At 37.4% G+C, this 18,292-nt stretch carries 19 protein-coding genes; 4 read left to right on the top strand and 15 right to left on the bottom strand.

Going from position 1 to position 18,292, the window contains the following annotated elements; all coding sequences use genetic code 11:
- Positions 1-5: 5 nt before the first annotated feature.
- From I2F89_RS10515 to comGA, 8 genes are all read right to left on the bottom strand, one after another.
- A complete protein-coding gene (locus I2F89_RS10515; RefSeq protein ID WP_086335199.1) occupies positions 6-1,013 on the bottom strand; it encodes a class I SAM-dependent methyltransferase in 1,008 nt (335 codons plus the stop codon).
- 171 nt (positions 1,014-1,184) lie between these two features.
- Positions 1,185-1,538, bottom strand: coding sequence for a competence type IV pilus minor pilin ComGG (gene comGG, locus I2F89_RS10510; RefSeq protein WP_019722632.1), 354 nt, complete (start codon positions 1,536-1,538; stop codon positions 1,185-1,187).
- On the bottom strand, positions 1,510-1,935 hold the full coding sequence (gene comGF / locus I2F89_RS10505; RefSeq protein ID WP_254905439.1) for a competence type IV pilus minor pilin ComGF: 426 nt from the start codon (positions 1,933-1,935) through the stop codon (positions 1,510-1,512). The genes comGG and comGF overlap by 29 nt, the downstream gene beginning before the upstream one ends.
- On the bottom strand, positions 1,919-2,152 hold the full coding sequence (locus tag I2F89_RS10500) for a hypothetical protein (protein ID WP_071867715.1): 234 nt from the start codon (positions 2,150-2,152) through the stop codon (positions 1,919-1,921). Before I2F89_RS10500 ends, comGF begins: the two co-directional genes overlap by 17 nt.
- A gap of 58 nt (positions 2,153-2,210) precedes the next feature.
- On the bottom strand, positions 2,211-2,678 hold the full coding sequence (gene comGD / locus I2F89_RS10495) for a competence type IV pilus minor pilin ComGD (protein WP_074801253.1): 468 nt from the start codon (positions 2,676-2,678) through the stop codon (positions 2,211-2,213).
- Positions 2,659-2,940 (bottom strand): competence type IV pilus major pilin ComGC, encoded by a 282-nt coding sequence (gene comGC, locus I2F89_RS10490; RefSeq protein ID WP_010734198.1) that lies wholly within the window; start codon positions 2,938-2,940, stop codon positions 2,659-2,661. Before comGC ends, comGD begins: the two co-directional genes overlap by 20 nt.
- Positions 2,937-3,986, bottom strand: a complete 1,050-nt coding sequence (gene comGB / locus I2F89_RS10485; protein ID WP_195514307.1) for a competence type IV pilus assembly protein ComGB — start codon at positions 3,984-3,986, stop codon at positions 2,937-2,939. Before comGB ends, comGC begins: the two co-directional genes overlap by 4 nt.
- Positions 3,943-4,869, bottom strand: a complete 927-nt coding sequence (comGA, locus tag I2F89_RS10480; protein WP_071867712.1) for a competence type IV pilus ATPase ComGA — start codon at positions 4,867-4,869, stop codon at positions 3,943-3,945. The genes comGB and comGA overlap by 44 nt, the downstream gene beginning before the upstream one ends.
- 130 nt (positions 4,870-4,999) lie before the next feature.
- Here comGA and ade point away from each other — a divergent pair, with 130 nt between their 5' ends.
- Positions 5,000-6,739, top strand: coding sequence for an adenine deaminase (gene ade, locus I2F89_RS10475; RefSeq protein WP_074801245.1), 1,740 nt, complete (start codon positions 5,000-5,002; stop codon positions 6,737-6,739).
- 51 nt (positions 6,740-6,790) lie between these two features.
- On the opposite strand, the gene trmB is transcribed toward ade, so the two are convergent.
- The 4 genes from trmB to I2F89_RS10455 all read right to left on the bottom strand — a co-directional run bounded on the left by trmB (position 6,791) and on the right by I2F89_RS10455 (position 10,640).
- A complete protein-coding gene (gene trmB / locus I2F89_RS10470; protein WP_071867710.1) occupies positions 6,791-7,441 on the bottom strand; it encodes a tRNA (guanosine(46)-N7)-methyltransferase TrmB in 651 nt (216 codons plus the stop codon).
- A gap of 114 nt (positions 7,442-7,555) precedes the next feature.
- Positions 7,556-8,335, bottom strand: a complete 780-nt coding sequence (locus tag I2F89_RS10465) for a phosphotransferase family protein (protein WP_071867709.1) — start codon at positions 8,333-8,335, stop codon at positions 7,556-7,558.
- Between the two features lie 363 nt (positions 8,336-8,698).
- The gene (locus I2F89_RS10460; protein ID WP_071867708.1) at positions 8,699-9,910 is read right to left on the bottom strand and encodes an ABC transporter permease; all 1,212 of its coding nucleotides are present in this window, start codon (positions 9,908-9,910) and stop codon (positions 8,699-8,701) included.
- Positions 9,903-10,640 (bottom strand): ABC transporter ATP-binding protein, encoded by a 738-nt coding sequence (locus I2F89_RS10455; RefSeq protein WP_010734191.1) that lies wholly within the window; start codon positions 10,638-10,640, stop codon positions 9,903-9,905. Before I2F89_RS10455 ends, I2F89_RS10460 begins: the two co-directional genes overlap by 8 nt.
- Positions 10,641-10,775: 135 nt before the next feature.
- Here I2F89_RS10455 and I2F89_RS10450 point away from each other — a divergent pair, with 135 nt between their 5' ends.
- The 3 genes from I2F89_RS10450 to I2F89_RS10440 all read left to right on the top strand — a co-directional run bounded on the left by I2F89_RS10450 (position 10,776) and on the right by I2F89_RS10440 (position 12,760).
- Positions 10,776-11,210 (top strand): HIT family protein, encoded by a 435-nt coding sequence (locus I2F89_RS10450; RefSeq protein WP_010734190.1) that lies wholly within the window; start codon positions 10,776-10,778, stop codon positions 11,208-11,210.
- Positions 11,203-11,550 (top strand): YtxH domain-containing protein, encoded by a 348-nt coding sequence (locus I2F89_RS10445; protein ID WP_010734189.1) that lies wholly within the window; start codon positions 11,203-11,205, stop codon positions 11,548-11,550. The genes I2F89_RS10450 and I2F89_RS10445 overlap by 8 nt, the downstream gene beginning before the upstream one ends.
- 181 nt (positions 11,551-11,731) lie before the next feature.
- Positions 11,732-12,760: a peptidylprolyl isomerase gene (locus I2F89_RS10440; RefSeq protein WP_195514306.1), complete on the top strand. Its 1,029-nt coding sequence runs from the start codon at positions 11,732-11,734 to the stop codon at positions 12,758-12,760.
- 388 nt (positions 12,761-13,148) lie between these two features.
- On the opposite strand, the gene I2F89_RS10435 is transcribed toward I2F89_RS10440, so the two are convergent.
- Genes I2F89_RS10435 through I2F89_RS10425 form a run of 3 tightly spaced genes read right to left on the bottom strand, consistent with a single transcriptional unit; the run spans position 13,149 to position 18,011 of the window.
- Positions 13,149-14,093, bottom strand: coding sequence for a 3'-5' exoribonuclease YhaM family protein (locus tag I2F89_RS10435; RefSeq protein ID WP_071867704.1), 945 nt, complete (start codon positions 14,091-14,093; stop codon positions 13,149-13,151).
- Positions 14,077-16,800, bottom strand: a complete 2,724-nt coding sequence (locus I2F89_RS10430) for an ATP-binding protein (RefSeq protein ID WP_071867703.1) — start codon at positions 16,798-16,800, stop codon at positions 14,077-14,079. Before I2F89_RS10430 ends, I2F89_RS10435 begins: the two co-directional genes overlap by 17 nt.
- Entirely contained in the window at positions 16,797-18,011 is a 1,215-nt protein-coding gene (locus tag I2F89_RS10425) for a metallophosphoesterase family protein (RefSeq protein ID WP_195514305.1), read from the bottom strand. Before I2F89_RS10425 ends, I2F89_RS10430 begins: the two co-directional genes overlap by 4 nt.
- Positions 18,012-18,292 lie beyond the last annotated feature (281 nt).

Below are 18,292 nucleotides of genomic sequence, written 5' to 3'. Positions count from 1 at the left end.
AATAGTTATAAGGAAGCTGATTTCCAGTTTTTAAATTCGTTAAAAAACTTCGTCACCTTCTCTGGTTCTTTTAGTGAATCAAGTTTAACAAGCAGTACTTCTTTGGTTTGTTTTGCTTGTTCGCCTTTTTTCTGTAAAATCAAAATACTTTTTTGTGATTGCTTATTTCGGAACAACTCATCCGGCAATTGGATCATACCTTGAAGATAGCCTTCTTCTTTAAACCATTTTTTAATGTACTCGCTTTGCTCTGTCTCCAAGAAATTGCTTGGCATCAAGAACAAACCGAAACCATCTGGCTTGACGTATTTCATTGCCTGTTCCAATAAAAGATGATGAGCATAACTGTGACCTTCTGTCGCGCTTGTCAAAAAGTCTTGCGCTTTTTGATCATTCGGATAAAATCCGATTGGCAAGTCACTGATCGCGACATCAACTGGTTCGATCAATAAGTCTTGTAATCCATCTTGGTGAAAGTATTGAACACTCGCTTGCGTCAACTCACTTGTAGAAGCCGCAACAGACAGTAGTGTATCATCGATATCCACACCAAAACCTTCTGTATGGTATCCAGCAATGTTTAGGTTTAAAAGAACTGTTAATAACAAATTGCCCATTCCTGCTGAAATATCCAAGACACCGATTTTTTCTTTATGATCAGGAAATAGTTGTTCAATCAAGAAAACAAACAAGAAACCAATACTATCTGGTGTCAATTGATGGTTTGCTTGTAAGTGCTCGGTTTGACTTCCCTTTAACAAAAGTAACTGCGATAAACGACGCCACTCTTCCGGTTCAAATGATAATTCACTCAGTTTTTGATAAAGCTCTGAGATCTGTTGGGTTGTCTTTTCATTTGGTACACCATCTACTACACGTACTTGATAGTTGTCTCTTAAATTTTCGGCATTTTCAACATAAGCTTCTAAAAAAGAAGTTCCCAATGCGTTTTGTAAAAGCTGAATAGCTTCCAGGTTTTGCTCAAACCCTTGTTCCATTTTTTCTGGTAACATCGTGCGCCTCATTTCTAGATATATTATAACAATTATTTTACCTGTTTAATTCTAACGAACAATCGCTAAAATTTCAATCGTTTTCATCCTTTTTCTTTGTGAAATAGCGAACATTCAACACCTTCAAAACAGCTGTATTACAGAAAAGAACGGTTATTGCTTTGGAACCTCTTAATCTGTAGTATTATCTGTATCAATGACTCGCTCTGTAAATTCAAATCGGAAAGGTGAAACAGTTATTACTAACTCCACTAGGTCCTGTTTGACTGTATACTGGACCGTGCCTACATTGTAATCATACTCCCCTTTGCCTTGCTCTTCCAACTGATTGGATTCCATCATAAACATTTGCTTGATGATCTTTGCTTGGTAATATTTTTTGATGCGTAAATAACTGTCTATTTTCAGACGATAACTTTCAAGTAAGCCTTGCATGAAGAATATACACAATAGAAAAAGTGCCAAGGTCGAAAACAACACATTCCCTTTTAAACGCTTATGTTTTTTGCTTTGTCCAAATACCATACTTGTTATCTCCATTCATAAATTCGACATGCAGTAAAATCACTTGATCTTCTTCTTTGAATTGGACACGCGTAACACCTGTCAGCATAGGCTGATGACCACCAGTAGTTCCACGTTTTCTGATCATTTGCTGATAGCCTTCTATGACGAACGTTTTCTCGTTTTGATAATATAAGCGATTCTCAATGATCGAAATACGTTGACTTGAAGCAAGTTCGTTTTCGAATTGAGCTAAGAAAATCAACCATTCTGTTTGTTCGTCTTTTTGAAAAAATGTATTCATCTTTTCGCTTTGTCGAATGAAGAGACCAAATGATAAAAGAATCGTATTTAGAATAAGTAACGCAATCAAACATTCAATCATTGTAAAAGCAGATACTTTATTTTTTCCGTTCAATGACGATCACTTCATTTCCATCACTGATTGAAACTTTCTTTATTTGCTGACTTTGCGTATCGATTACTGTAGTTCCCTGCTCCCACTCCGCTGGTCTTGTCGGCAACTCTCCATACCTACGATAGTTTCTCACATCTTCGTACAATGTCCTCAACAGAAGAATTTCTCGGTCTTTGGTTTGTTCTTGTTGGACCAAGAATAAATTACCAGAACTCATAATATAAATACTCATGGCTGTGATCATTAGCGCGGTTAGCGATTCAAGCAATACAAAGCTAGCTATATTGGATTCTTTTGATATAACGACCACCTCCTAGTTGGAATTGGTAAATGATTCTTTGTTTCTTTTCTGGCCAATAAAATTCATATGCCTTCAACGAGCTTTCGTTCCCTGTCTTCGCTGCATAAGTAATCGGTGCATGACGTTGGATGGTCAAAGCTTCAGGGATCGGCAACTCTTGCCACTCCATTGATGAGTAAGGAGGCACCTCAAATAAAAGACTATGGCGCTTTGGTTCATAATAAAAACGAGTAGCTTGTTGATGGATAATCGCACTTTGTTGTACGAGATCGATCCTTTTTTCCAACTGATCAAAAAAACGATGGATCGATTGTTCTTTTTCTAAAGAATGGAATGAGAGAACAGGAAAGATAAAAAAAGCAAGGGAGACAATCAAGACCATGATTGTTTCTGCTAAAGTGTAAGCTTCGGTGAGGTATTTGTTAGTTCTTGCGATACGCATCGGCATGTTCCTGTTTGATATATCCTTCTCGTAACAGCTCATCAATACTTGGAATTTTCCCGTCGTTTTGTAATGCGTAAAGTTCACTTTGAGCATCAATCAGTTGCATGACTGCTTCACGACCTTCCTTATTGACATGATCACGATAACGAGAAATATTTGGGATAAATAGTAAAACCAACGCACTAATGACGAGTAAGACAATCAACATTTCAATCAGTGTAAAACCTTTTAGACGAGCCATTCTTTTTCTATTCTTCATATTAGGACCTCCTCAATATTTCCATATACTGGCAACAAGATAGCCGCATAAATCAGTAAAATCAATACAGCAATCCCTAAGAAAAGGACTGGTTGGACCCAGTGCAACCAACGATGGATCTTTTGAAAAAATTCTTTACGTGTCAGATCACTGTAAAACAACAATTCTTTGCCTAAATTCCCTTTAGCTTCTCCTTGTAGTACGATTTGACTAAACTCGGTCGTCAAAAAACGGTATTGCTCAAATTGTTGCGCTAAAGGAATACCTAGTTCGAGCCCTTCCATTAATTGATACGCTAAAGACTGGACCAAACTTCCTTCTTTAGTTTCTTTCAAACAGCGAATAATTTGTTTCAAGTCGAGGCCTTCATAAAATAGTTTGCCTATTTCTAACGTTAGATAAGCTGATTGATAGGAACGATAGATCTTTCCAATCATCCATTGCTTACTGATCCACTCACTTCTTTTGACAACTTCCCACTTTTTCAAGCGGAAAAAAATCACTGAACCACAAAAAATACTACTACCAAAGGCACCTAAGAATAGCCAATGACTTGATTGAAGCAGTCGAATCCCCCAATGTGTCGTGGTGACCATATCGGACTGAATCAATTGAGGCAAGACGAACTCACGTAGACTAACTAAAATGCCGACTAAAAAGACCAGCAATACCAGTGGATAGCTGATGACCTTTTTTAATTCTTTCCGAAATTGTTCAATCAATCGAAATTGTTCAGCGATGCCCTTTAAAGTTTCGACTAAATTTCCATGGACTTCTGCCAGTTCCACCTGTACGAGTTGCTCTTGCTTAAACCCCAATTGCTGAAGAACAAAATGAAAAGATTCGCCAGCTTGAAGATTTCTTTTGGCGAAATGGACATAAACTTGTGGTATCAGTCGAAGCAATTCCAATAAATCAATCGCTTGCTGTAAACTAAAGCCATTCAAGAGTAATTCACCGATCGTTTGGATAAAACGAGCTTGTTGCGTATGATCCATAGGTTTAAAATGGATAGGATTGCCAAACATTTTTTTGTGCCTCTTCATAACTAGCTCTCCATTCTTTTCTTTCGATTTCATTGTCAGAAAAACAATAAGACCACAATGCCGTTGGTTGTTCATTGAAATCAGGCAGCAACTCTTGATAGACAATGCCGGACAAACATTCGTCAAATCCATCGTTGTTCGTTAGTTCCTTCATCCTTGCCAAGGTTCCCTTGAGATCTCGTGCATGGACCGTAGCAAATACACGATGGCCCGTCAATGCTGCTCGAATTGCTGCATCTGCTGTCTTTTTATCTCTGATTTCACCGACAATCAATAAATCAGGACGATGACGTAAGGCTAGTTTTAATAGCTGATCATAAGTCTGGTCAATTTTTTCATTGACTTGTAACTGTAAAAACAATGGCTCCTCAATTTCTACTGGGTCTTCGATCGTGATTACTTGTTCTTCATTCCTACGAGCAAGGTGATACATCAATGACGTTTTACCAGAGCCGACCGGCCCACTAAACAAAAATAATCCACGGTTGTTCGTACTCCGCTCAATAACTTGCAAGTCTTTGGGGACAAAACAGCGAAAACTTTTCTCCCTCAACGCATAGAGTATCCGGATAACCAAGCTCTCTCTTTGTAAATAATCACCTACTGATGAGAGTCTTAGCCTTATCTTTCGTTGATCCACTAAATAAGTCAGTGAGCCTAGTTGTGCTTTTCTTCTTTCACCGATATCCATTTGTCCTAGGTACTTAAAACTAGCGATCAATTGTTGGCCAATCTCAAGGGAGAGCGATTTTTGGAATGTTCGTTTTTTACCTTTACGAAAATAAACCTTAAAATCTTCTACATATGGCAAAATATAGATATCTTGCACTTTATTTTTAGCTCCTCCACAAATGATCTCATTAGCTAAATCTTTTATCTTCATTTCTCTGCCCTCCAAGAAAATATACGTCTTTTTAAGATGAATCGTTTATTTTTACAAAATTTAATGAAAATCATGGGTTAAATCCGAATTTATGTTATACTAGTAAAAATTTATTTGGGGAGGTTTCAGAGTGGATTCGCACTTAAACAAACACATTGCAGTTGCAGGAAAAAAACAACCCGCTGATTTAGTTATCAAACATGCAAAAATTGTCAACGTCTTTACGAAAACAATCATGGAGGGTGATGTCGCTGTCTGCGACGGAAGAATCGTAGGTATTGGGGAATACGAAGGTACGACGATCTATGATGCAAAAGGACAGTATTTAGTTCCTGGTCTGATCGATGGTCATGTGCATATCGAAAGTTCTCTGTTAGCACCTAAAGAGTTTGCGAAAATCTCTCTATTACATGGTGTGACGACAGTAGTAACTGATCCTCACGAAATCGGAAATGTCGCCGGAAATTTGGGCCTTGAATTTATGCTGGCAGATGCAAAAGAGACGCCGATGAATATATTCATCATGCTACCTTCTTGTGTGCCTGTCACACCATTTGAAACAAGTGGCGCTGTCTTAGATGCAAAAGCACTTGCTCCTTTTCTTGAGTATCCTGAAGTACTTGGTCTAGCTGAAGTAATGAACTATCAGGCAGTCGCTTCAAATGAGCAAACGATTATCGATAAATTACAGCTGATGCATCAAAAGAACAAAAAAATCGATGGCCACGCCGCAGGAATCAACGGGGACGACTTAAACGTTTATTTAACTGCTGGCATTCGTACAGACCACGAAGCAACGACCGCCCAAGAAGCGGAGGAGCGTTTAGCGCTAGGAATGTATTTGATGGTTCGAGAAGGAACCGTCGCAAAAGATCTACAGGCACTCTTACCTGCTATCACACCTGACAATTCACGTCGCTGTTTATTCGTGACCGATGATAAATTGATCGATGATCTTGTAGCAGAGGGTTCAATTGATCATATCGTTCGTCAAGCAATCTTGGCGGGAATGGATCCACTACAAGCCATCCAGATGGCTTCATTGAATGCGGCAGAATGTTTTGGTTTACAACATTTAGGGGCAGTTGCGCCAGGCTATCAGGCAGACTTTTTCTTAACAGATGACTTGAACAAGTTGCCGATCAATACCGTGTTCCATCAAGGAGAAACGGTTGTGGCAGATGGACAGTTGGCTCCTGATCTTACAGAAATAAAAAATCAGCCAGCGATTGACGCGTTACCCAAAATGGCAGTTGCACCATTTGATCCAAACTCATTGACATTGGCTTTAGATTCAACAACCGCTCATGTCATCGAGATCATTCCAAATAGTTTGTTGACAAACGATTTATTGGAGCAAGTTCAAGTCGATAATGGTTCTTTCACTCCTTCAGTGGCAGATGATCAACTAAAGATTGCTGTCATCGAACGACATCATGCTACAGGAAATATTGGTCTAGGAATTGTCAAAGGGTTCCAACTAAAAAGGGGAGCCTTAGCTACTACTGTGGCTCACGATTCACATAATATCGTCGTTGTAGGAACAAATGATGAAGATATGTGCTACGCTGCTGAACAATTAATCAAAAAAGGTGGTGGGATGATTGTTGTAGATCAACAAACTGAATTAGCTTGTTTACCATTACCTATTGGCGGTTTGATGTCACTCGAACCTTATGAAACAGTTAATCAGCAATTACTGAACTTGACTGACCAAGCGCATCAGTTAGGCGCAAGTGAAGCATTCGATCCTTTCTTGACACTTTCATTTTTAACATTATCAGTTATTCCTGAATTGAAAATCACCGATATGGGACTCTTCTCTTTTTCAAAATTTGCCTTGATTCCCGTCTGTGACCAAAAAGACTAAAAAACAAAAAAGAAGAGACAAGAACTTACAGTTCCTACTCTCTTCTTTTTTCTATTCGGTTTTGTCCACAAACTGCGCTTCTACACGATAGATCCGTTGTCCTCGAGAAGAAAACTTCTCTTCATATTCTGTCATGATATTGTCCTCAAAGTCACTTTGATGTAGATCAAGCCAGACTTTTTTTAACCGCATTCCGTATTGTGAAAAACTAGCCAACGAATATTCAAATAATCCTTGATTATCTGTTTTGAAATGAATTTCACCATTTGGTTTTAAGATCTCTTCATCGACAGCTAAAAATGTACGATACGTCAATCGTCGTTTCTCATGTCTCTTTTTAGGCCATGGATCTGAAAAATTCAAATAAATCTGATCGATCTCATTCTCTGAAAAGTACTCAGTCAAAGCGGAACCGTCCACGTGCAATAATCTTAAATTAGGTAATGGTTCCTCCAATACTTTGTCTAAAGCAATGGACACGACACTTACTTGCATTTCAATCCCGATATAATTGATTTCTGGATGAGCTTTGGCCATCCCAGTAATAAACTGTCCTTTTCCCATGCCGATCTCAATATGGATTGGTTGATCATTACCAAATAATTCTTTCCATTTTCCGCGCCATTTTGTTGGCTCGTTGATGACGATTTCTGGATGAGCAGCTAACATCTCTGCTGCATTTGGTCGGTTGCGAACACGCATCTTTTTCTTCCTCTCTATTCCTACAAAAGATTGTTCCTTGTATTTCACTGAATTTATTATAAATTGCTATTGGTATTACCCCTAAAAATAAAAAAATCAACTGAATAGCCGAGCTTAACCACTAAAAATTCGTTTAAGTTGTAAAATCTCTTCATTCATTCGTCGATAATCTTCACGTTTGCAGTAGCGTGTGATTTCTTGTAATAGGTTCATCACCGCATACCAATGTAATTTTTCTAAAATTTCATCTGTTGGTCGGATACCGTAGCTGATCAACCACTTATTCCAACTAGACAATGGCACGTAATTCCCTAAAATAGTCGCAATATCTACCGCTGGATCAGCGAACATGATTGAATCCCAATCAACTAAATATAAATAATTTTTACAGACTAACCAATTCCGATGATTGACATCTCCATGCACGACCGCTAGTTTTTCCTTGTCCACCGAAGGAATTTGTTGGCACAAATAGCGATAAACGAGTTGTAAAAATTGATTGTTTTTTAGGCTATCAGGCAAATCTTGTTCATAATATTGCAGCATTTTCTGGGGTGTCAATACCCTCCCACCAATTCGAGAAAGCATTGTTTTTAAAGACGTCGAATGATGTAGATGGTACAGTACATCAATGACATCATTTCTTTGGCCAATCTCACTAGGCGTCAACAAGCGACCTTCCAGCCATTCTTGTGCGGTCAAGGTATCGCCATCTCCTGTTCGCTTAGTCCACACTAATTTCGGCGTAATGCCTTCACGAGAGAGTGCAGCGAGCATTGGCGTTGTGTTCCTCTTGATAAAAACTTTGTCTTTATCACGCATGCCTATGTATGTTTTTCCTGTGTCACCTTTGATGGGGCGTAACCGCCACTCTTGGTCTAACTGAAACTCCATCGCGCATTCTCCCGTCCTCTACTATATGTTTGCAGTATCTATTATTCTAGTCGCCCAAGTCTTGAACGTCAAGCACATATACGTTCTTTTTCTATGTTTTACCCTCTAAAAAACCAACTTTTATCAAAATAAAAAAAGTCCCTAGTGATTTCTTCTTATTCATAAGGTTTAGCACACTCTTTTTTGTCCATGGAAAAAAAGAGGAAAGTTCGAAAAAACATAAAGTGATTTCGAACTTTCCTACAAGAATTCCTATTTATTTCTCATAAAAAAGTGAGGGTTCTCAGCTCACTTCAAACGTTACTTCTGAATTCCGAGCCAAGAAGATTCCTTTTTCTAGTCAAGCCACTTACTTTTCAAATGCTACTCCGCAATCTTCTTGATCCGAGATGGCACGTACCATTTGATTAAGAGTCCGTTGACAACAAGATAGACCAAGATAGGTAGCCATCTTTCATTCCCATCCAGAACAACAGCAGCGATCACTCCAAATAAAACAGCAACAAAAGTCAATAACCAAGTCAAAAGACGTTGGAGTGCTCCACTTTTTTGACTCTCTTGGATAGGATACAATTGGACCAAGATCATATAGCGAAACTGACTATATAAAGGTAATAATTGAAAGCCAATCAAATATAGAAATAATGATCCAATGCCTAAAGTAAAGTATAGATCGTTGATTCCGGCGATAATGATCGAGCCAATCACTGTTAAACGTACGTACAAGCCAATAAAGTCTGATCCTCTAGCAAAGCGACGAGCAAATAAATAAAGATACGTGTTTTTCGTTTCTTTCTTGATTCCTTGTAACACCGGATCAAGATAACGGCGCCTTTTGACTTTTGCGGTGATCTCTGGCACATCTGTAAACAAATTAATGAACTGATAGATTTGGTGCAAACGTTGTTTTTCTAATTGGATCATTTTTTCCCAGTCTAAATGAGCGGACATTTTTTTCCATAAGAACACATAATAGATCCCAGCTTGAATAGATGAAAGAATCAAGCCCAACCAAATATTCCCATAAAAAGAGAGGAGTAAGATACCAAATGACGAGACCCACCAACCATACTTAAACAAGTTTTTACGCGTTTCTTCCATACGATAAAAATCTGCTCGCTTCACTTGTAAATGACTAGACTTCAAACTCCATAGTATAAGTAGATAAACAAAAAACAGCGAAAATGGTTGTTGCGTTGAAACCACAACTAACGGCATCGCAAATCCACACACTAATCCTAGAAAAACCATAGGAAAAATACAAGAATAACGAAAAGCTCGTTGCAAATAGCCTTTCATTTCTTTTTCTTTCGGTAAAAGAAAAACTAAATCTGCTGGCTCCGCAAAAGTCGCGATTTTTCCAACGATCAAGCAAATCATCCAAATCAATGAGACGATGATACCTCCAATCGAAAAAGGAGCCTCGAGTGTTTTTAGCCAGTTAGAATAATAAAGGCCTAGACCCCCAATCAAAAATAAACAGACTAGTACAAAATGGTCGTTGAATACATAGCGTAAATATTTCATCATTTTTTTATGATGTTTTGCTAGTCTTTTTTGAAAAAAATCATTCATAACCTTGCTCCTTCGTCAATGCGATGTAGATTTCATCTAGGGATGCTTCCGGCATTCTAAAAGCAGTTTGCAACTCTGCTAACGTGCCATCTGCTCTGATTTCTCCTTCATGAAGAACAACAAAACGGTCACAATATTTTTCAGCAGTGGCTAAAATATGCGTAGACATCAAAATACCAGACCCCTCATTTTTCATCTCAACCATTAATTCCAACAAAGCATTGATGGCTAATGGATCAAGACCCAAAAAAGGCTCGTCGATGATATACAAAGATGGCTCAATCAAAAAAGCACACAAAATCATGACTTTTTGTTTCATCCCTTTTGAAAAATTCGCTGGAAACCACTCTAAACGATTAGACAAACGAAACGTGTGTAACAATTTTTCTGCCCGTTTCATCGCGATATCCATTGGAATGTTATAAGCCATCGCCGTTACCTCAATGTGTTCTTTTAAAGTAAGTTCTTCATATAATGAAGGAGTTTCTGGAATATAACCAATTTGTTTACGATAATTTTCTACATCCTTTTTAAGAGATAACTGATTGATTTCAATTTTACCTTTCGTTGGTTCAAGCAAACCGATAATATGCTTGATCGTTGTACTTTTTCCTGCTCCATTCAAACCAATCAACCCAACCATTTCTCCAGGTTGTACGTTAAAACTGATATCTTTCAAAACAGGTAAATGACCATAGCCACCTGTAACATGTTCGATTTTTAAACTCATATTTCTTCCTCCGTTAATATATTGTCTTCATTATACCACGAAGCAAATCACGTCCAATTATTTTTTACGTGCATTCTCATGAACTTATGTTAAAGTTGAGGTAACGAAACTTGAATAAAAGAAAGGTGTTTTTATATGGACAATTGTATTTTTTGTAAAATCATCAATCAAGAAATCCCTAGCTATAAAATCTATGAAGACGAGAAAATCTATGCGTTCTTAGATATCTCTCAATCAACTAAAGGACACACATTGATCATTCCTAAAGAACACGTAACTGATATCTTTGATTACAACGAGGAATTAGCCAGTGATGTCTTTGCCCGTATCCCAAAAATTGCTCGTTCCATCGAAAAAGCATTCCCGGAAATGGAAGGTTTAAATATTATCAATAATAATCGAGAACTAGCCTATCAAACCGTTTTTCATTCCCATATCCATTTAATTCCGCGTTATAGTAAACAAGATGACTTCTCCATTCACTTTGGAAACCATCAAGCAGATTATACAACCGAAGAAATGACTGCTATCCAAGAAAAAATCAAAGAGCAGGTGACGATTCATGGTTAAAAATTTTCTAAAAGGATTAGTATTCGGTGCTGTTACCGGTGCAGCAGCAGGATTATTATTTGCACCACGTAGTGGAAATGAGACCAGAGAGAAATTGATTGCAGAATTAGATGAAGCAACTGAATTAACCAACGAATTAAATAACAGTTTAAATCATTTTAAACACGCGTTATCTGAAACAAAAAAAACAGCTGAAACTGTTATTCCACCTTTTCAAGAATCAATCGAAAAAGACCTTGAAAATTTCAAATTCCAAGCAGAACCACGAGTTACACAAATCCAAGAACAAGTAGAAAAACTTTCGGCACATTTACCTGAAAGCTTGACAGACGTGCAATAATGATCAAAAATCAAGCACTTTTGATAACTATATGTCTTTTTCATGTACCTAGATGTATGGAATGTGACAAAAATTTGAATTTTGTTTGAAACTATCAGTCAGAACGTTTTTATTCGCTAATAGATATGGTATAGTAATATTTGTGAAAACCAATAATAAATTACAGGAGTGCAAAACTTAAATGAAAAAGAAAAAAATAATTTTAGCTGCGACAAGTGCGTTAGCTATTCTAACACTAGCAGCTTGTTCTGGTGGCGGGGATACAAACAAGGATATCGTAACCATGAAAGGCGGCACAATCACCGTCTCTGATTTTTATGAAAAAGCAAAATCTGAATCCGCTAACCAACAATTACTTCAACAAATGGTGATCTATGATGTATTCAATAGCAAATACAATGACAAAGTTTCAGATAAAGAAGTAGATGCTGAATATAATAAAACAAAAGAAACTTATGGTGACAGCTTCGAGACACAATTAGAATCTGCAGGATTTACAGAAGAAAGCTATAAAGAATTCCTTCGTAATAATCTTGTCTTTAAAGCTGGGATCGAATCTCATGTGAAATTGACAGATGAAGACTTGAAGAAAACGTGGGAAACATTCCATCCAGAAGTAGAAGCACAAATCATCAAAGTTGCTAGTGAAGACGAAGCAAAAGAAGTTAAGAAATCAGCTGATGACGGCAAAGATTTCGAAGAACTAGCGAAAGAAAAATCAACAGATACAACTAAAGACGATGGTGGTAATATCAAGTTTGACTCAGAAACACAAACTGTTCCATCTGAAGTAAAAGAAGCTGCCTTCAAACTTAAAGATGGTGAGATCTCAGATGTGATCACTGCAACAAATCCTTCTACTTACGCAACAGAATACTATGTCGTTAAAATGGTGAAAAACCAAGATAAAGGAAACGACATGGATAAATTCAAAGATCAATTAGAAGAAATTGCGACTCAAGCAAAAGTAAATGACAGCGAATTTACAACAAAAGTAATCGGTGAAGAACTAAAAGAAGCGAATGTAAAAATCAAAGATGACGCATTCCAAAACATCTTGACACCATTTACTTCAGCTACGACAAGTACATCTTCAACTGAAGACTCAGCAACAGAAAGCTCAGAAACAAAGAGTTCTGAAACAAAATCAACTGATTCTACTGAAGCATCTGAAACAGAGCAAAGCACGACTGAATCAACAAACGAATAAGCACTATACGCTTCTAGACATTAAAAATACACGCTAGAGAAAATATAAAAAAAGTGGTTTAGGAAGAGAGAAGTCTTCCTAAACCACTTTTTTGAATACGATCAGTTCTCATTATCCATCTCTGCTAACGGAAAGTAAAAAATTCTTTGGGTTCATAAAAAAATGTTTGGGGAAAAAGTCCTTTAGAACCACCTAAAAGCGAATAAACGGCGGGAACAAAAATCCTCTCTTCGGAAATAAAGCGACATCCACAAAAGGTGAAAAACAACTTTCGTGGATGTCGTCTTATTTATCGAGGCTAAATACTTCTGTCTCGACCTCTTTAAAACTAATGAGATGATATCAATAAATTGTTACGTATCTTTCATTATCTATCGAACAATTACCATCATTTCTGTTTTGGTACATAAAAACTACGATTATCAAGACCAAATATTCGATCTGTATATTTCCCTGGCTCTGTTTGACGAATTGCAGTAGACATCATTTGCATCGAAGCATCGATCGTGTCGATCTGGTGTAAGACTTCAGCTTCCATGATTCGAGGTCGAACAGGCGAACCATATTCTAACAATCCATGATGTGATAGAACCATATGACGTAAGATCAGCACATCTTCTTCTTCCTCACTGATTTTCAACGCTAAACAAGCTTTTGTGATTTCTTCGTCAATTAAAACTAAATGCCCTACTAAATTACCCGCTAATGTGTATTCTGTTGCCATTGAGCCGGACAACTCGATCACTTTTCCTAAATCATGTAAGATAATCCCTGCATAAAGTAGTGGGCGATTCAATTCAGGGTATTCATCAGCAATCGCTTTACCTAAGTGTAACATCGATACTGTATGATAAGCCAATCCACTAGCAAATGCGTGATGATTTCGTTTTGCTGCTGGATATTCAAAAAATTGTTTTTGGTATTTATTGAGTAAATAACGCACGATTCGATTCCAATGTGCATTTGTGATCTCAAATAGCAATTGGTTGATTTCTTCTTCCATTTCTTCTTTTCTCAATGGTGCTCTTTCCATGTACAAACTGGGATCACTCGGTTCATCAACTTTTGTTAAACGCATATGCAAGATTTTAACTTGAGGATTTCCTTGATAGACCTCGCGTTTACCATTTAAAAAAACAACTGTTCCCGGTGTAAATTTTTTGATCTCGTCCTCTGATGCATCCCAATATTTGCCATCAATTGTTCCTGATGTATCTTGAAATGTAAAAGCGATAAATTTCTTACCGTTCTTAGCGATTCTTACATCTGCATTTTTGATCAAAACGAATTGTTCGAATTGTTCATCAACGACTAATTCACGTATTTTTTTCACTATTTGCACCTTCTAACTTTCTCACAGATTGTTCTAGCTCATGATAATAGCTTACCATTTCTTGGTCAGAAGACAAGCAGATTACTTGATAGGTTTTGCTAAATTCAGCTAGTAGTTTAGCTAAACGGTATTTTCTCTTATGGTCGTAGTGTAGCCAGCCATCATCAATGATCACTGGACAGATCGAACGTTTCGCTTCCAAAGCAAGATATGCAAAACGCATCGCCATGATCATCTGATCCTTTGTCCCTGTCGATAGTTCATAAATTGGAAACTCATCTGTACCATTTGTTAATGTCAATGTATCGTTTTTCAATTGTATTTCTTGGTACTGTCGATCAGTTAGGATACTTAGATAGTCTCCAGCTAATTTGAGTAACTGTGGTAATTGCCGTTCACTTAATTCTGTCGAAAGATCACCTAAAAATGTCCCAGCAATCACTAAGCCGCCCCACTCTTCAAATAAAGTTTGTAGTTGAGCTTTTTGTAGACTTTCCTGTTGATATAATTCATCTAATGTCCCATCTTGTTGTAATCCCTCAATTTGCAACTGTAAGCGTTGACGTTGCTCACTTTTCCTACTTTCTTCCCTCTTTAGTTCTTGCAATCGTTCGGATTCACGAGCAATCTGAGTCTGCAACTGACTATAAGTAATGACAGTTTTAAAAATAGGGGAAAGAATATGCTCCAATTCTTCAAAACGTGCTTGTTGTTGCTTCGTTTGCTCCGCCTTTTGTAAAAAAATCGGTACTTCTGATGGGTAAGAAAGTTTTGCTTCAGTAAATTGTTCCTTGTATTCTTCTAACCACATTTTTTGTTTCTTTTTCAATGCGTTGATTTCTTGCTTCAACAAAGTATTTTGTTGATAACTTCTAGCATATTTCATTTGTTCCATTTCTTGGATGAACGTGGTTAATAGAGCCATTTTTTCCGAGAGAGATTTATGCTGGAGCGGTAACCATTCTTTTGCTAGGTCAAGTTCCCCTTCTATCTGTAAGAGTTGTTCCTGTATCTCTCGTTCCCGTTGTTGTTTCTTTTGAAAAACAGCATAAAGCTTTTGGTAATCTGTTACTTCTTGGCCCTCATTTTTCATCGTTTCAATCGTGTTCATTATTCCTAATGAGTGATGATAGGCAAAATCAGCCACTGATTGTTCCATTTTTTGTTGCTTTCGTTTATTCTCATTGATTGTTTGAGTAATCTCTTCTAATTGTGCCAATACAATATCCAGTTGCCCTAGTTTCTCTTGCCACTTCCCTTTGATTTCTGGCAAATTTTGGTCTGTAGTGTTCTTAGATGTTCTACGAGTAAACGTATAGCCAACCACTCCCAAAGCAAGCAATGGTCCCAATATTTTTCCAGGCATAGGTAAGAACAAACCAATTACAGCTAACACTAACGCACCAATGTAAAATTTGAAAAAAGATTGTTTTTCTGGAACATCTTGGATCGGCCTTGTTTGGATCAGCGTTGGGTGGGCTAGTTCTAATTCATTGATCTCTGCTTCTAGTGTTTGTTGCTGTTCCTTCACAATATCAAAACGAATCGCTAACTGACTGTGTTCATCATTTAATTGTTGCACCAGCGTATACAAAGAACGCCACTCTGGATCATCAATAAATTCCTGTGGCCGTTGCAATCGATCCCAGCGCCAACGTTGCTCCAATATTTTCAATTCTGACGCTGTTTCCCTTGTCTCTACTTGCAGTCTCTGCCACTCATCCATTAATTGTTCAGTTGAAAATTGCTTTTGCTGTAGTGCTTTCAATTCTTGTTCTTGTTCTAAATAAAAATAATAACGTGCAGACTGCTGATCCATCCCACTATGTCGCTCTAACGAAGCCTCAAGTTCTTCCAGGCGTTCGTTCATTTGTTGATAACGTTTGGTAAATACTTCTAAATCTTGTATTAATGATTCATCCGGTACTTCAGCTAGCATATTTTTTTTCAGTGATTGCCACTCTTCATATAAAGAGAAATTCAATTCTTGTTGATGATACAACGTAAGTTTTTGATTGATTTGTTCGATATCATGCACTAAGAGCTGTTGTTGTTCCGCTAGTCGTTGTTCCTCCATGATCCATTCACTATAGATTGCCTCTTGCTCTTGCTTTTGATGAATCTTTTCTTGTAGTTGTTTCCATTCATTTAGTCGCTGATTAATCACTAATTTTTGACCTTTTCTTTTAAATAACTTATCAGCTGATTGATAATATTCTTGTCTTTTTTGAAAGACATGAGAACTTCCAGTGATCCCTAATGAGATCAACGCATCATGCAATTCTTTTTCTGTTAAATGAGCAAGTTCACTCAGTTGTTCTTGTTGAAATGTAAAAACCTGCTGGAATAACTCTTTCGTCAAAGGTGAAAGTAGTTTTTCTAAGAGTTCGTCACTTCCACTTTGACCATTGAATGTGACCTTCGACTTGCCTCGATTCTGTTGTTTATATCTTTCCACATAAATTTCTCCATGTATGGGATGATTCAGCCATAATTTCCCACCATATGCAGAACCGTCTCGCGGTGTGTAGTCTTTCTTTTTCTTTCCTTTAGAAGGAAAACCAAAAAGGATGGCTTGGATGAATTGATAGATCGTTGACTTTCCCGCTTCATTTTCACCGTAAATTAACTGATTGCCAGAGGTAAAATCAAAGGTTTGTTGACGCCACTTTCCAAAAGCTGCTATTTCGATTTTTAAAATATTCATTCAGTACCCCCCTCAAACAAAAAGTCTTGCCGAATGATTTCTTGGGCCTTTTGTATCGTAGATTCTTGAAAATCCGGTAGCAGATCCAACACTTTGATTGCCTCTTGATTTGTGTAGGCTTCTTGTAATATATGCTGAAAATCTTCTTTTGTTTGGTAATTTTCGAATAGTTGTTCAAACATCAATGTTGAAGCAGACAAAGAAATTTTCACCTTGTTATCTCTTTCTAAAGTAGATATACGCCAAATAACTAAATTCGAAAATTTCCTGTTTGTTTCTTCCATCAAATAATCTAATAATTCTCCAGAATGAATACGATCCAACACTTCCTGATCTAAGTGTTCATAATCAATGATCTCAAATTCAACGAGTGTCATCTTATTGGGTTCCACTAATTCTTGTTGGATTTTCTTCAATACATCCGTCGTTTGTTTCACTTCTCTGAGAGAAATTTGCTGGCGTTTCCAATAAACCTCTGCTACTTTTATAGGTGTTGTTCGACAAGACGCTCCTTGAAGTTCAACTAGAACTATTGAAGTCGCTGACTCTTCTTTTTTTGTATGTCCTTGTGGTGCACCAGGATAAAGAATTGTTCCTTTTTCATTTAATTTAGTTGGCACATGGATATGGCCTAACGCCCAGTAGTCATAGCCTTTTGCTTCCATTTGCTTTGCTTGAAATGGTGCATAATTCCCATGAGTTGACCCAATTTCACCATGATAGAGTCCAATATGATAGTCGACAGCAAAACGTTGGGGAAATTCAGGTACCTTTTCCTCAGTGATCCATTGTTTTGTGTAACTAAAACCACTGAGTGCGATCGTTTCACCAACATCCGTCGTCATTTGCAGTGTCTCTACAGTGTCCGAAGTAAACAAAGAAAGATTCTCGGGGAATTCAAACCAATATCTCTCTTTTTGATAAAAATCATGATTACCAAATGTTAAAAAAACTGAGATATTGTGTTCTCCTAAGCGCTTGATTTGTTCCGAAAAATGCTTTTGGATCTTTAGCGAAGGACGATTCTGGTGGAAGCTATCCCCTACCAGTAAAACAAAATCAACCTGATGTTTGATTGCTTGTTCCACAATATTTTCAAGTACGGTCAAATTAGCCCGTAATAATTTCTTTTGAACTTTTCCATCAATTTCCACTAATCCTTCAAATGAACGATCCATATGCAAATCTGCCGCATGAATAAATTTGACCATTAAGCTACTACCTCCCTATATACAAGATAATAAAATATAAGTTTGTCTGTATCGCTTTACTAAAACAGATCGATATCTGTTGACATTTTTTGTTTATACATGATTTATCATAACATTTCCATTGCTTTTTTTCAGCAAAAACCGAAAATTTGTTCGCATCCAGACAAAAAAAACAGCTGAACTTTCGTTCAACTGTTTTCATTTGCGTGGCGGCGTCCTACTCTCACAAGGGGCAACCCCTCACTACAATCGGCGCTAAGAAGCTTAACTTCTGTGTTCGG

The sequence above is a fragment of the Enterococcus sp. 1001283B150225_161107_E12 genome (genome assembly GCF_015556925.1).
Lineage (GTDB): Bacteria > Bacillota > Bacilli > Lactobacillales > Enterococcaceae > Enterococcus_B > Enterococcus_B mundtii.
Note: the sequence above shows the minus strand (reverse complement) of the source record. Positions and strands in the feature narration are given on the sequence as shown.